The sequence below is a fragment of the Collinsella sp. AF11-11 genome (genome assembly GCF_003465485.1).
GTDB lineage: Bacteria > Actinomycetota > Coriobacteriia > Coriobacteriales > Coriobacteriaceae > Collinsella.
Window position 1 is genome coordinate 25,273 of record NZ_QSAS01000003.1, and the last position, 13,432, is coordinate 38,704.

Below are 13,432 nucleotides of genomic sequence, written 5' to 3' on the forward strand. Positions count from 1 at the left end.
TGGGATATTTGGGTACAGGTGTTACCTTGTGCGGCTAAGATGTTTACCCGTAAGCATTATGCAAGCGAAAGGCGGTCGTCTCCCATGCAGCAGAACGACGAGACACGTTTCGAGGACTTTGTCGGACTGATCAGCGGGCTCTACAAGGAGATCCAGCGTATCAAGACGTCCGAAGGCGCAAGGCTGGGCCTCAAGGGCTCCGACGTTATGTGCCTGTACTATCTTGAGCGCAGCAAGGACGGCCTGACTGGCGCCGACCTCGCCCGCATGGCCGGCGTTACCCGTGCCGCCGTTTCGCGCACACTGGCACATCTGGAGGAGGGCGGCTACGTCGAGGTTGACGACTCGGGTGATGCGGCCGTCAAGTATCGTGCTCCGGTGCGCCTGACTGCCCTGGGCGGCGAGAGCATGAGCGAGGCCGATCGCATCATTCGCGAGGTGCTCGATACCACCGGCAAGGCCATGGGCGTGGAGCAGCGCGAGCAGATGTATGCATCGCTGCGCACGATCCTCAACACCCTGCGCGAGATCTAGAGCCGCGCTGGCGCTAGCTTTCAGCCAAGAACTGCATCGTCCCGTTTGAGCGCGTACGCCGTGCCGGGACATTGCTGTCAAAATTCCCTGCGCGAGACCTGCGCAAGAAAGGATTCGTTATGTCCGTCCGCATTATTACCGATTCCGCCAGCGATATGTCGCCGGCGGAGCACCCCGCTCTGCGTGTTCTGCCGCTGTCCGTCACCTTTGGCACCGATGTGTATATGGATGGCGTCGACATCGATCACCAGCGCTTTTACGAGATGCTTGTGGAGCGCGATGAGCTGCCCAAGACCGGTCAGGTCAACCCGTACGCCTTTTCGCAGGCGATTGCCGAAGCGCGTGAGGCCGGCGATGAGGCCGTGATTATTACCGTGGGCGCCAAGCTCTCGGGCACCAACCAGAGTGCTCGTACGGCACTTGCCGAGGCGCCGGGCGGCGACATGTTCGTCGTGGACAGCAATAACGTGACCTTGGGCGAGCGCGTGCTGGTCGAGTATGCGCTGCGCCTGGTGGACGAGGGCCAGGGCGCGGCTCAGGTTGCGGCGGCTGTCGAGGCCGTGCGCGACCGCGTGGTCGTCATCGGCCTGCTCGAGACGTTGGAGTACCTGGTGCGCGGCGGTCGCCTGTCTGCTGCGGCCGGTGCCGTGGGTACGCTGCTCAACGTAAAGCCCGTGGTGGCTGCCGAGGACGGTCTGATCGTGCAGCTGGGCAAGGCGCGCGGTTCCAAGAACGGACGTAACCTGCTCAACCAGAAGGTCGAAAAGGCGGGCGGCATCGACTTTTCCATGCCGCTGGCGCTCGGCTATACGGGCCTTTCGGATGCGGTGCTCAAGAAGTATATCGAGGACAGCGCGGCACTGTGGGCTGGCCACACCGAGGGCGAACTGCCCGTTCACACCATCGGCGCCACCATCGGCACCCATGTAGGCCCCGGCGCCGTAGCCGTAGCCTTCTTCCAGCCCGTTAACTAGCCCACCTGCCAAAACCACCACAAAGGGGACAGGCACCTTTGTGGTGGTTTATGCTATTCCGGGTGGAAGGGAGCGAGCAATGGCGTCTGAGGGCTTTTTTGAGCGGGTGTACGAGGTGGTCGAGCAGATTCCCGAGGGGATGGTCGCCACGTATGGTCAGGTGGCGCTGCTTGCTGGACGTCCACGAAGTGCGCGGTACGTGGGGTATGCCCTGCATGGCAATCCGCGCCCCGGCGAGATTCCCTGTCACCGCGTGGTGTTTGCCGATGGCCGCATATGCGATGGTTTTGCTTTTGGCGGTCCCGATGCTCAACGTGAGCTTTTGCTAGGGGAGGGTGTGGCGTTTAAGGACGACATGCACGTCGACTTGGCCGCCTGTCGCTGGCCTGCAGGGCTCTAGCGGCTCTGCCGTGGTTAAAACCACCACAAAGGTGCCTGTCCCCTTTGTGGTGGTTCTAGTTTACCTGAGCTAACTTATGGAGAAGCTATGGGGGAACATATTGACGCTACAAAGTAAACCACGGTGAACTATATTGTATTCAGCAACGGAGCAGGCAATAGGCGATGAAAAAGCCTGCCCTGTTGAGTTTGATTCGCATTCCTCCCCTCTGTGCGATTCAACGGTGTACTTCGGGAACGGGCCCGCTGGCAACTGACTGCCGGCGGGCCCGTTCCCGTTTATCGGGGGAGTGCAATGGACGGAGCCGAGCTGGTCGGGCTCCAAAAACGGCGGACGCCGTAGCGCCCGCCCCATAACAATCGAAAGCTCAAGCCAGCAGATCGGTCTAGTACACCATGCCCATGGCGTCCCGAACCTCGGCCAGGGTCTGCTCGGCGATCTCGTTGGCACGACGGTTGCCCTCGTGCAGCACGTCCTTCACATAGTCCAGATCGTTCTCGTAGCGCTGGCGACGCTCGCGGATCGGCGCAAAGTACTCGTTGACGGCCTCGGTCACGTACTTCTTGAGCTGGCCGGAGCCGCCCATGCCAATCTCCTCGGCAATCTCGACCTCGGATCGGCCGGTGCAGATGGCAGCCGTCGAAAGCAGGCCGGACACGCCGGGGCGGTTCTCGGGGTCGAACGTGATCATGCGCTCGGAGTCGGTCTGGCTCTTCTTGATGCGCTTGGCCGTCTCCTCGGCGGTCATCGAGATATTGATGGCGTTGCCGTAGCTCTTGCTCATCTTGCGGCCGTCCAGGCCGGGCAGCAGCGGGGTCTCGGACAGCAGCGCCTCGACCTCGGGGAACACCTTGCCGTAGCGGTTGTTAAAGCGGCGGGCGATGGTGCGGGTGAGCTCGATGTGCGGCAGCTGGTCGCGACCGACCGGCACCACGTTGCCCTTGCAGAACAGGATGTCGCAGGCCTGGTGCACCGGGTAGGTGAGCAGAAGGCCGGTAAGTTCGTGGCCCGAGGCCTCCATCTCGGCCTTGACGGTGGGGTTGCGCGCCAGCTCTGCCTCGGACACCAGCGACAGGAACGGCAGCATGAGCTGGTTGGCAGCGGGCACGGCGGAGTGTGCGTAGATCATGGTCTTGTCGGGGTCGATGCCGCAGGCAAGGTAGTCCATGACCATGTTGTACACGTTGTCCTGGATGTGCTCGGTGGTGTCGCGGTCGGTGATGACCTGGTAGTCGGCAATGAGCACGTTGGTCTTGGCGCCCATGTTCTGCAGCTCGACGCGGCCCTTGAGGGTGCCAAAGTAGTGGCCCAGGTGCAGACGGCCGGTGGGGCGGTCGCCGGTGAGCATGGTGAACTTCTCGGGCGTCTTGGCCAGGCCCTCGCGAATGGCGTTGCTCTTTTGCAGCGCGACTTCGTAGCTGTTCTCGTTTGGCATGATTGCTCCTTACGTATGTTCATGGGTCAAGATGATAACGCGTTTATTGGAGGGGTGGGGCGTAAGTAGGCGAGGGGCGGGAGAGGGGTGGCTTGTGCGATGGGCGCGGCGCGGCCGCGCTTGGCCAACGGTGCCTTGGCACATCCTCGGCAGCTTGCCCTAGAGCTTGTGGTGGCGCTCTTCTTTGCGCTCCTCGGCTGCCTGCTCCTCCTGCTTAAAAGCGGGGTCGTCGGGGGTGACCAGCTCGTCCTCGTGCGTGCGCTTGTTGTAATGGTGGCGCAGCACGGGTTCAAACAGGTGCAGGTGCTTGGCGAAGGCAGCCGAGCCAATGGCGAGCACGGTAAAGATGAGCACGCGCATGGGCACCTCGACCTGGTTAATCGCGGCGGCGCCGGCCGAAAGCATGATGCACCAGGCATAGATGAGCAGCACGGCCTGTTTTTGGTTGTAGCCTTCTTGGATCAGGCGGTGGTGGATGTGGCCCTTGTCGGCCTGCCCGATGCTAATGTGGGCGCGCTTGCGGCGCACAATGGCGCTAAACGTGTCGATGATGGGCACGCCGGCAACGATGAGCGGGATGATAAGCGAGGTGAGCGCGGCAGTGCGGCTCACGTTGAGCAGCGAGATGGAGCCCAGCGCAAAGCCCAGAAGCAGCGACCCCGAGTCGCCCAAGAAGATGCTTGCGGGGTTGAAGTTGTAGCGCAAAAAGGCCAGACAGGCGCCAAAGAGCGCAATGGAGAGCGCGGCGGCGTCGATGCGGCCCGAGAGAACGGCCATCGAAAACATGGTGAACGACGCGATGCCGCAGATGCCCGTGGCCAAGCCGTCGAGGCCGTCGATGAGGTTAATGATGTTGGTGAATGCCACCAGATAGATCACGGTGATGGGGTAGGCGAGCCATCCGAGCATGATCTCGCCGGGGGCAAACGGGTTGACGATGACGCCGATTTTTAGGCCGCCCATGCAGGCGATAAGCGCGGCGAGGACCTGTCCGGCCAGCTTTTGCTTGGGCGTGAGCTGGAAGACGTCGTCGATAGCGCCGGTCGCAAAGATGACGGTAAAGGAGAGCGCCAGCATGGGATAGCTAATGTGAAGGCGCGGGTGCGGTACCAGGACGGGTGGCCAGCCTAGGTACCAGGTGCCTAGGATTTGCACAATGCAGGCAACGACCAGGCCCAAAAACACCGCCGTTCCGCCCAAACGCGGGATGGGCTTGGTGTTGATGCGGCGCTTAGAAGGATAGTCGACGGCATCGAGCTTAATTGCCAAGCGCTTGACCAGGGGCACCGCGAGGAAGGTCGTGATAAAAGCCGCCGCTGCCACGCATAGGTACGGTATGTAGCTCGGGGATGAAGCCATGAATCTAAAAACCGCCAAGCGTCGAAGGAAAAGGTCAGAAGAACGCCATGCGCAAAGGGCATAGCCGAACCATAATACTCGACCAAGGGGGGTGCATGTAATTGCACGCAGCGATAATCACGCGCTTACCAGATATTGGGATGTTGCCGATGGCTTGTCGGGATGCCGGCGGGGATCCATATGGACTGTATGGTGATTTTCGGCAAAAGAAAACCACCCCCCACGTTACGAAAATGAACCCACCTAAAACAGGTGGGTGCCCTCATCGACTGTTCCAGCGTCCTTAACAACGAAGGATACCTGTACTAGGTACGACTGTGTGGGCTCCCTAAATAAACGCGACGGTTCACCCAGTTGCTCCGCGGGGGGCGGAATACCTACATCATAAAGCGGCACTTTATCGATTCCAGTCTTGACATTACAAAAATCGTGTCGGACGATTACGGCGCCTTAGGGACGGAGCCGTCTACGCGGTCTGGCCCTTTACGTTTGAGCTGCTGAATCGTTGTTTTGGAGCATGTTTTTATGCCGACGTCGTTGACCGAACTTTTTTCGCCCGCCTGCCATTTGTGTCCGCGCCGTTGCGGTGCGGCGCGCGATGAGGGCGCGCGCGGCGTATGCGGTGCTAACGACACGCTCAGGGTGGCCCGCGCGGCGCTTCATATGTGGGAGGAGCCGCCTATCTCGGGCGAGGCCGGTTCGGGCACGATCTTCTTTAGCGGTTGCTCGCTTAAATGTATCTACTGCCAGAACCACGAGATCTCGACCGGCAATTTTGGCCTTGAGATTTCGTCTGAGCGTCTGGTCGAGATTATGCTGGAACTGCAGGACCAGGGTGCCAACAACATCAATTTGGTGACGGCGACGCACTATGCGCACCTGTTGCCTGCCGCGATTGCCGCGGCACGGGCGCGCGGGCTGGTCATCCCGATCGTCTACAACACGAGTGGTTACGAGCGTGCGAGTGCCGTGGCGGCGCTGGGCGACCTGGTCGATGTGTGGCTCACCGACTTTAAATATGCCGATGCCGGGCTTGCGCAGTCGCTTTCTCATATTAAGGACTACCCGCGCGTGGCCGTGTCGGGTCTGGCCCAGATGGCGCGCGAGATCGATCGCCGCGGGGGAGAGTTGGTGGACGAGGACGGACTTATGAAGCGCGGTATGATCGTGCGCCACCTGGTGCTTCCGGGGCATGCGGACGATTCGTGTCGCGTACTGGACCTAGTGTGGCAGACGGTGGGCGATGTACCGATCTCGGTCATGAACCAGTACACGCCCAATGCGCTTATGCGCGAGCAGGGCAGCGACTTGGCACGCGCCGTGACGCGCGAGGAGTACGAGCAGGTGCTCGACCATGCCGACGACCTGGGCTTTACGACGATGTTCTGGCAAGAGGGCGGCGCGGTAGACGAGAGCTTCACCCCGGTCTTCGACACCACCGGCGTCCTCACCAGCGCAAAGTAGGGCGTTCGTCGATGATTTTTCTGGGACGGGGATTAAAAAATCATCGAGAGGATCGCCTGTCCGAAAAGTTGTCAAAATACCCGCGCCCCAAAAAGACTGGTTATTGGGCGTTGACAGTTGGCGAGCCGTAGGTAAAATATCAACTTGTCCTGGGGACGTAGCTCAGTTGGGAGAGCGCTGCCGTCGCATGGCAGAGGCCGAGGGTTCGACTCCCTTCGTCTCCACCCTTGGATTTGATAAGCCGCTGACATTGTGTCGGCGGCTTTTTTTAAAAGAAAGGGCTGTACCATGGCCGAGCTTGAGTCCCAACCATTGTCCGACGAGGAGCGCGCTGAGTTGGAAGAGCTCCGCGCCGAGAAGGCCCGCCGCGAGGCTCGTGAAGAGGCCCGTCGCGAGCGTGAGGAGCTGGCTGTCCTGCGTGCCGAGCGTGCGAAGGCCGAGGAGATCGCCGCGAACGCCGCATCCGCATCGGCGCCCGCGCCCGCACCCAAGCCCGCTGCTGCGAAGCCTGCACCTGCCGCGCCCAAACCTCAGCCTAAAAAGGCCGCTCGTCCCAAGTCCGTCGAGCCTAAGCCGAGTCGTGACGAGATGACCTTTGCCCAGCGCATGGTTACCTCCAAGGAGCCTACGGGCGAGAACGAGATCCCTGGCATGGCGCCGGCTCAAAAAATCATCATTGTCCTTGCCCTCATCGCGTTTGTTATCTTTATGGGCTGCACGATCCTGACCAGCATGGGCCTGCTCTAACCGATTTGCATCGGGCGTCATGTCCGCATGCTCTGCTCTCGTCCAACCCTCAAATTCTGCACCACACATCCGAAAGGTCGCCCCATGGCTTTGACCGACATCTCTCATCCCACCGACATCGCAATGCTCACCGATCTGTACGAGCTCACTATGGCCCAGGGCCTGTGGGAGAGCGGCAAGGCCAATGAGCAGGGTTGTTTTACCGCGTTTTACCGCGACCATCCCTTTGGCAGCGCCTATGCCGTCATGTGCGGCACCGCCGAGCTGCCCGAGCTGGTCGAGAATCTGCGTTTTACGCCCGAGGACATCGACTACCTCGCCTCGCTCCAGGCCCCTGCTGGCGGTGCGATGTTCAAGTCTGGATTCCTCGACTACCTGCGCGATTTTCGTGCGCATGTAAACATCGACGCCGTGCCCGAGGGCGAGCTCGTCTTTCCGCGCGAGCCCATGGTGCGCGTCACCGGCCCCGCGCTGGAGTGCCAGCTGCTCGAGACGGCGCTGCTCAACATCGTCGGGTTCCAGACGCTTGTCGCCACCAAGACGGCGCGCGTGGTGCTCGCCGCCGACGGTCGCCCCGTGGCGGAGTTTGGCCTGCGCCGAGCCCAGGGTCCCGATGGCGGCCTGGCCGTTGCGCGCGCGAGCTACGTTGCCGGCTGCTCCTCTACGTCCAATGTGCTCGCCGGCCGCCGCTATGGTATTCCCGTCTTTGGCACGCATGCGCACAGCTGGGTGATGAGCTTCGATTCCGAGCTCGAGGCCTTCCGCGCCTTTGCCAAGTCGAGCCCCAAGAACTGTACGCTGCTCATCGACACCTATGACGTGCGCGAGGGCTGCGAGCATGCCATTACGGTTGCCAAGGAGATGGAGGCGGTGGGCGAGCGCCTGTCGGCTATTCGCATCGACTCCGGCGACCTCGCCAAGCTCTCCAAGTATGTTCGCGGCCGTTTTGATGCCGAGGGCCTGCCCTATGTGGGGATCTCGGTTTCCAACGATCTTGACGAGTACACGATTCAGTCGCTGCTGGACCAGGGCGCGCCCATCGATAGCTTTGGCGTGGGTACCAAGCTTGCGACCTGCTATGACCAGCCGGCGCTGGGCGGCGTGTACAAGCTTTCCGCCCGCCGTGCGAGCGAGGCAGATCCATGGACGCCGGTGGTCAAGCTCTCCGAGCAGCCCTACAAGCGCACGATCCCGGGTGTGCAACGCGTGCGCCGTTATTACGACGGCTTTGGCGGCCCGGTCTGCGACATGATCTACGACGAGGACCATCTGGCGGGGGAGGGCGCCGCGCGCGGCAATACCCTCGTGGCCGTGAATGATGCCGCCCTGGTGACCGACGTGTCCGAACTTGAGTATCGCGAGCTGCTGGTGCCGATCGTGCGCGACGGCAGCGCGGTGGCTCCGCGTGAGAGCATCCAGGACGCGCGCGAGCGCTGTGTTTGGGCGCTCGATCATCTGGACGCAGCTTTCAAGCGCTTCCTGTACCCGCAGACCTATGTGGTGGGCATGGAGCAGGGCCTGGCTCAGGTGCGCGACGAGCTCGTGCGCAAGAATATGGCCGCGGCTTCTGCTTTTCCCTGGGCTCACTAATTCTTTGGGCGGTAGGGGCGAGTCACGCTCCCTTGGCCGCCGCTCGGCCGTTCGCTGAACAGTTGATTGGTTTGACGTATGACGACTTCTTATAAAACGATGGTGGTAAAGATCGGTTCGTCCACGGTGGTGGGCGCCGATGGCAAGGTCAACCGCGCCTTTATCGGCGGACTTGCCGATCAAGCCGCAGCGCTGCGCAAGCTCGGCTGGCGTCTGGTCGTGGTGAGCTCGGGCGCTATTGCCTGTGGCTATCCCGTGCTGGGCTTCGACCGCAAGCCGGTCGGTGACCTGCCGAGCTTACAGGCTTGCGCCTCGGCCGGTCAGTGCATCATCTCGTCGGCCTACGACGAGGAGTTCCATGCGCGCGACCTGCTCACCTCGCTCGTGCTGCTCACGCGCCACGATACGGCCCGCCGCACGTCCTACCTGCATGCGCGCGACGCCCTGCTGCGCCTCGTGGAGCTTGGCGTGGTGCCGATCGTCAACGAGAACGATACCGTTACCGTCGATGAGATCAAGTTTGGTGACAACGACACACTGGCGGCGCTTGTGAGCTGCCTGGTTTCTGCCGATCTGTGCGTGACGCTCTCGGACATCGATGGTCTCTATACTGCCAATCCGCACGAGGACCCGACGGCCGAGTTTGTTCCTGTCGTGCATAAGATCGATGCCAAGATTATTGCCTCGGCGGGCGATTCTTCCACATCGGTGGGCACGGGCGGCATGATTACCAAGATTCGCGCGAGCCGTATCCTGATGACGGCGGGCATTCAGAGCGTGATTTGCTCGGGCGAGGAACCCGATGCGCTCGTGCGCCTCGCCCGCGGCGAGAGCGTGGGCACGCTGTTCGATCCGCCGGCGGAGCGTCTGGACATCGCACCCCGCAAGCTGTGGATCGCACTGGGCGACAAGGCGCACGGCTCGGTGACGGTCGATGATGGTGCCGCGAAGGCGCTGGTTAGCCGTGGCTCTTCCTTGCTTGCGGTGGGTATTCGCGAGGTCGATGGCCAGTTTGCCGAGGGCGATGTGCTCGATGTGTGCGATCCGAGCGGTATGGTCGTCGCCCGCGGTATCGCTGAGGCCGATTCGGACGTGCTGGAGCTTGCTGCCGGTCGCCGCCAGGACCAGATCGCCAGCAACCGCCTGCTCGCTAACCTGGCCGAGAAGCCGGCGATACACAGGGATAACTTGATCGTATTTGCATAAAGAAAGACAGCGCTGCGGATCGTTTCCCGCAGCGCTGTCTTTCTCGTGCCGGCACTTGGGGACGTTCCTTATGTGCCGGCACTTTGGGACACTCCTTTGCTAGAAGATCTGGCGCAGGTCTCCGCGGTTGAGGGCTTCGTCGAAGAGGTGCTTGAATACCACGCTGCCGTGCAGGCCGTCGTGCTCGAACTCGTTGGTCACCCAGGCATGCGAGTTGCCCACGCGGCTGAGCGTATCAAGCTGCAGGCCCGAATCCACGTACATGTCGTCGAAATACACCGCGGCCTGCAGGGGCACCTCGTTGCACGCCAGTCGCTGCGGGTCGTAGATCTTGTCCCAGCTGGTGTCTTCCATCAGCAGGTCCATGGCGGGCTTGAAGGGCTTGAGCTCGGGCATCTGCTCGAACATCCACGGGAACATGGCCTCGCCGGTAAACATGAGCGGGCGCGCGAGTGTGTCGAACTCGGCACGATGGGCCTTCTCCTCTGCTGCGGCCCAGCGAATGGGCATGGTGTCGCCGTCGGCGTAGATAAACTCCTGCAGTGTCCAGTACAGCGGGTTCGTGCGTGTGTTGGTGCGCTCGAAGGCGCGCATCAAAAAGCTGTCGGATACTGAGGAGCCGCAGCTCAGCGTACCGTCGCCGTCAACAAAAGCGTGATCGATAATCCAATGCATGCGCTCAAAGCTCGGCTTCATGCCAAAGTCGCTGCCCATGAGCTGTAGGCGCTCGACCGTCATCGGCGAGCCGTCGGGCAGCACGGGCTTCTGAGCCTCGAGCGCATCGGCCAGGGCTGCCACGCGCTCGACGTCGGCAGGGTAGCGGTCGTAATACTGCTGCGTCTTGGCGACCATGCGCGGGAAGGTGTGCGCGTAGACTTCGCTTGCGCTCGCCGGCACGTGGGGGATGCCGCCGCAGGTAAAGCTTGCCGCCACGCCCTCGGGGAAGAGCGACAGATAGCTCAGCGTCAAAAAGCCGCCGTAGCTCTGCCCGAGTGTGACCCAGGGCCTGCCGCCAAAGCCTACCAGGCGCAGGTACTCAAAATCGCGCACGATAGAGCTGGCGAGGTGACGCTTGAGGAAGTCCGCCTGCGAGCGGGCCGCATCGGCGCCGGCTGCCTCGGCGCGCTCGCCCAAGGCCGCGATCGTGCGTCCGTCAACACAGCTGCTGCGTCCGGTGCCGCGCTGGTCGGGCAGGACCACGCGGAAGTGCTTGACGGCCTCCTCGATCCAGCCGTCGCTCGTGGGCGACAGCGGACGCGGGCTCTCGCCGCCGGGGCCGCCCTGCAAAAAGAGAAGGAGCGGCAGGTCGTCGTTGATGCGGTCGGGTGCGCAAACCACGCGGTAGAAGAGCTTGATGCTCTCGGGCGCGCCAGCGATGGGCGCCGGCATGGCGCCGCGGCGCATGGTGCTGCCGACGGCCAAAAGCATGGGCTCCAGGCCGCGCCAGTCGAGGGGGACATCGATGCTGTGGTCCTCGACATACAGGCCGGGGACGTGGTACGAAGTGATGAGCGCCATGTGATGCTTCCGTTCGTTGCGGTGTTTCGGGTTGACCAATTCTACCGCCGTGGGCGAGGCCATGCGCAAATCGGCTACCATGGTTGCAAACTTCTAGGAGAAAGGGCCGCCCATGTCGGTCGATATAGCCACGTATGTCCACGATCTTGCCGTTGCCGCCAAGGCAGCGTCGGCCTCGCTTGCCACGGCGAGCGATGAACAGCGCCAGGAGGCCGTGCGCGCCATGGCCGCAGCGCTGCGCAACGGTATCGACTCCATCGTCGCCGCCAACGAGCTCGATATGTCCGCCGCGCGCGATGCGGGTACCTCGGCCGGACTGCTCGATCGTCTGCTGCTGACGCCCGAGCGCGTCGAGGGCATGGCCGCCGGCCTGGAAAAGCTCGCCGAGCTGCCCGATCCTGTGGGCCGCGTGCTCGACCACCGCGTGCTCGCAAGCGGCGTGGACCTCACCCGCGTGAGCGTGCCGTTGGGCCTGGTCGCCATGGTCTACGAGGCACGCCCCAACGTGACGGCCGACGCCGCGGGCATCTGCATCCGCACCGGCAACGCCTGTATTCTGCGCGGCGGCTCGCTGGCCTATCACTCGTGTGCCATGATTGCCGAGCTACTGGCCGATGCCCTCGAGGCCAAGGGCTTCCCGCGTGAGGCCGTCTCGATGATTGAGTCTACCGACCGCGAGGCAACCGGCGAGCTCATGAAGCTTCGCGGCATCGTCGATGTGCTCATTCCGCGTGGCGGTGCAGGCCTGATCCAGCGCTGCGTGCGTGAATCGCTTGTGCCGGTGATCGAGACGGGCACGGGCAATTGCCATATCTACGTGCATGAATCCGCCGACTTTGATAAGGCACTCAACATTATCGTTAATGCCAAGACCCAGCGCGTAGGCGTGTGCAATGCCGCCGAGTCGCTGCTGGTCGACCGTGCTGTGGCCGATGCGTTTTTGCCTGCGGTCGTGGCCGTGCTGCATGATCACGGCGTGTTCATTCACGGCGACGAGGCAACCTGCGCCGCATGCGCCGATGCCGGGCTTGCCGAGGGTGATGACTACGTCGCCGCGACTGAGGAGGACTGGGGCCGCGAGTATCTGGCGCTCGAGATGAGCGTGAAGGTCGTGGCAAACGAGGACGAGGCCATCGCGCACATCAACCGCTACGGCACGATGCACTCCGAGGCCATCGTTGCCGAGGACACGGATGCTTGCGAGCGCTTCCTGGACGCGGTCGATGCCTCGGCCGTGTACGCCAACGCCAGCACGCGCTTTACCGACGGCGGCGAGTTTGGCCTGGGCGCCGAGATCGGCATCTCGACCCAAAAGCTCCACGCCCGTGGCCCCTTTGCCGCCGAGGCCCTCACCACCTACAAATACAAGCTCCGCGGCACCGGCCAGGTCCGTCCCTAAACCTACCAAAAAGGGACAGGTTTATTTTGGCAGGTTTTATCTGCGGTTTTGCCGGGCGACACGTTCGCCCGGCTTTTTTCTCCGCATAACTTTTTTGCCTTTCGGCTTGAGTCGCGGCGATATACGATAGTGACACCGTGTCCTAACATCGACTCACCTGGAGGTATTGCCATGTCCCAGACGCTTTCCGCCGGAATCACCCGCGACCGCGCGTTTGAACTGCTTAACGAGCACAACAAAGACCCGTTCCACATCACCCATGGCGAGACGGTCGAGGGCACCATGCGCTACTTTGCGCGCGAGTTCGACCCCGAGAACGAGGAGTTTTGGGGCATCGTCGGCCTGCTGCACGACCTGGATTGGGAGGAGCATGAGGACGACCCCATGAACCATACCATCTATGCAGCCGAGATTCTGGAGGGCGAGGGCGCATCGCCTGAGCTTATCCGCGCCATCCAGACGCACACGTCCGATTTCAACTCTTCGCTGCCCAAGCCCGAGTTGCAGATGGAAAAGATTCTGTTTGCCTGTGATGAGCTCACCGGACTGATCGGCGCTGCCGTCATCATGCGCCCGAGCAAGAGCGTCATGGACTTTACGACCAAGTCGCTCAAGAAGAAGTTCAAGGACAAGCGCTTTGCCGCCGGCTGCTCGCGCGACGTGATTTCGCAGGGCGCCGAGATGCTCGGCTGGGAGCTCCCCGAGCTCTTTGACCGCACCATCGCGGCCATGCAGTCCTTCGCGCCCGACCGCGACACCTTCCAGGCCTAACCTGCCAAAAAGGGACAGGTTTATTTTGGTAGGTT

12 protein-coding genes and 1 tRNA gene are annotated in these 13,432 nt (G+C 62.2%); 10 read left to right on the forward strand and 3 right to left on the reverse strand.

The features are described 5' to 3' along the window. Positions 1–84 precede the first annotated feature (84 nt). The 3 genes from DWV58_RS02980 (at position 85) to DWV58_RS02990 (ending at position 1,908) form a co-directional block, all read left to right on the forward strand. Positions 85–534, forward strand: coding sequence for a MarR family winged helix-turn-helix transcriptional regulator (locus DWV58_RS02980; RefSeq protein WP_022093866.1), 450 nt, complete (start codon positions 85–87; stop codon positions 532–534). A 119-nt stretch (positions 535–653) separates the two neighbouring features. After that, positions 654–1,508, forward strand: coding sequence for a DegV family protein (locus DWV58_RS02985; RefSeq protein WP_117641033.1), 855 nt, complete (start codon positions 654–656; stop codon positions 1,506–1,508). A gap of 79 nt (positions 1,509–1,587) precedes the next feature. Continuing rightward, positions 1,588–1,908, forward strand: a complete 321-nt coding sequence (locus tag DWV58_RS02990) for an MGMT family protein (protein ID WP_089572047.1) — start codon at positions 1,588–1,590, stop codon at positions 1,906–1,908. 385 nt (positions 1,909–2,293) lie between these two features. Here the strand turns inward: DWV58_RS02990 and trpS are convergent, their stop codons facing one another. Together trpS and DWV58_RS03000 are read right to left on the reverse strand one after the other, a co-directional pair. Continuing rightward, positions 2,294–3,343, reverse strand: a complete 1,050-nt coding sequence (trpS, locus tag DWV58_RS02995) for a tryptophan--tRNA ligase (RefSeq protein WP_117776139.1) — start codon at positions 3,341–3,343, stop codon at positions 2,294–2,296. 159 nt (positions 3,344–3,502) lie between these two features. Next, a complete protein-coding gene (locus DWV58_RS03000; protein WP_055310678.1) occupies positions 3,503–4,702 on the reverse strand; it encodes an MraY family glycosyltransferase in 1,200 nt (399 codons plus the stop codon). Positions 4,703–5,227: 525 nt separating this feature from the next. Between DWV58_RS03000 and DWV58_RS03005 the strand changes: the two genes are divergently transcribed. The 5 genes from DWV58_RS03005 (at position 5,228) to proB (ending at position 9,709) form a co-directional block, all read left to right on the forward strand. Continuing rightward, complete coding sequence (locus tag DWV58_RS03005; protein WP_117776140.1) at positions 5,228–6,166, forward strand: radical SAM protein; 939 nt, start codon at positions 5,228–5,230, stop codon at positions 6,164–6,166. 151 nt (positions 6,167–6,317) lie between these two features. Continuing rightward, positions 6,318–6,390 (forward strand) — tRNA-Ala (locus DWV58_RS03010). Between the two features lie 64 nt (positions 6,391–6,454). Next, entirely contained in the window at positions 6,455–6,913 is a 459-nt protein-coding gene (locus tag DWV58_RS03015) for a hypothetical protein (protein ID WP_117776141.1), read from the forward strand. A gap of 84 nt (positions 6,914–6,997) precedes the next feature. After that, a complete protein-coding gene (locus DWV58_RS03020) occupies positions 6,998–8,503 on the forward strand; it encodes a nicotinate phosphoribosyltransferase (RefSeq protein ID WP_117776142.1) in 1,506 nt (501 codons plus the stop codon). A 78-nt stretch (positions 8,504–8,581) separates the two neighbouring features. Further along, positions 8,582–9,709 carry a glutamate 5-kinase gene (gene proB, locus DWV58_RS03025; protein WP_117776143.1) on the forward strand — a complete coding sequence of 376 codons (1,128 nt, stop codon included), beginning with the start codon at positions 8,582–8,584 and terminating at the stop codon, positions 9,707–9,709. 99 nt (positions 9,710–9,808) lie between these two features. On the opposite strand, the gene DWV58_RS03030 is transcribed toward proB, so the two are convergent. Then, positions 9,809–11,227, reverse strand: coding sequence for an alpha/beta fold hydrolase (locus tag DWV58_RS03030; RefSeq protein ID WP_117776144.1), 1,419 nt, complete (start codon positions 11,225–11,227; stop codon positions 9,809–9,811). A 112-nt stretch (positions 11,228–11,339) separates the two neighbouring features. Here DWV58_RS03030 and DWV58_RS03035 point away from each other — a divergent pair, with 112 nt between their 5' ends. Beyond that, positions 11,340–12,626 carry a glutamate-5-semialdehyde dehydrogenase gene (locus tag DWV58_RS03035; RefSeq protein WP_117776145.1) on the forward strand — a complete coding sequence of 429 codons (1,287 nt, stop codon included), beginning with the start codon at positions 11,340–11,342 and terminating at the stop codon, positions 12,624–12,626. A 171-nt stretch (positions 12,627–12,797) separates the two neighbouring features. Further along, entirely contained in the window at positions 12,798–13,397 is a 600-nt protein-coding gene (locus DWV58_RS03040; RefSeq protein WP_117776146.1) for an HD domain-containing protein, read from the forward strand. Positions 13,398–13,432 lie beyond the last annotated feature (35 nt).

Bases quoted from the DNA above. Each gene is read 5' to 3' on its own strand.
- trpS (WP_117776139.1), bottom strand. From the start codon at position 3,343: ATGCCAAACGAGAACAGCTACGAAGTCGCGCTGCAAAAGAGCAACGCC.
- proB (WP_117776143.1), top strand. From the start codon at position 8,582: ATGACGACTTCTTATAAAACGATGGTGGTAAAGATCGGTTCGTCCACG.
- DWV58_RS03020 (WP_117776142.1), top strand. From the start codon at position 6,998: ATGGCTTTGACCGACATCTCTCATCCCACCGACATCGCAATGCTCACC.
- DWV58_RS02990 (WP_089572047.1), top strand. From the start codon at position 1,588: ATGGCGTCTGAGGGCTTTTTTGAGCGGGTGTACGAGGTGGTCGAGCAG.
- DWV58_RS02980 (WP_022093866.1), top strand. From the start codon at position 85: ATGCAGCAGAACGACGAGACACGTTTCGAGGACTTTGTCGGACTGATC.
- DWV58_RS03005 (WP_117776140.1), top strand. From the start codon at position 5,228: ATGCCGACGTCGTTGACCGAACTTTTTTCGCCCGCCTGCCATTTGTGT.
- DWV58_RS03030 (WP_117776144.1), bottom strand. From the start codon at position 11,227: ATGGCGCTCATCACTTCGTACCACGTCCCCGGCCTGTATGTCGAGGAC.
- DWV58_RS02985 (WP_117641033.1), top strand. From the start codon at position 654: ATGTCCGTCCGCATTATTACCGATTCCGCCAGCGATATGTCGCCGGCG.
- DWV58_RS03000 (WP_055310678.1), bottom strand. From the start codon at position 4,702: ATGGCTTCATCCCCGAGCTACATACCGTACCTATGCGTGGCAGCGGCG.
- DWV58_RS03040 (WP_117776146.1), top strand. From the start codon at position 12,798: ATGTCCCAGACGCTTTCCGCCGGAATCACCCGCGACCGCGCGTTTGAA.
- DWV58_RS03015 (WP_117776141.1), top strand. From the start codon at position 6,455: ATGGCCGAGCTTGAGTCCCAACCATTGTCCGACGAGGAGCGCGCTGAG.
- DWV58_RS03035 (WP_117776145.1), top strand. From the start codon at position 11,340: ATGTCGGTCGATATAGCCACGTATGTCCACGATCTTGCCGTTGCCGCC.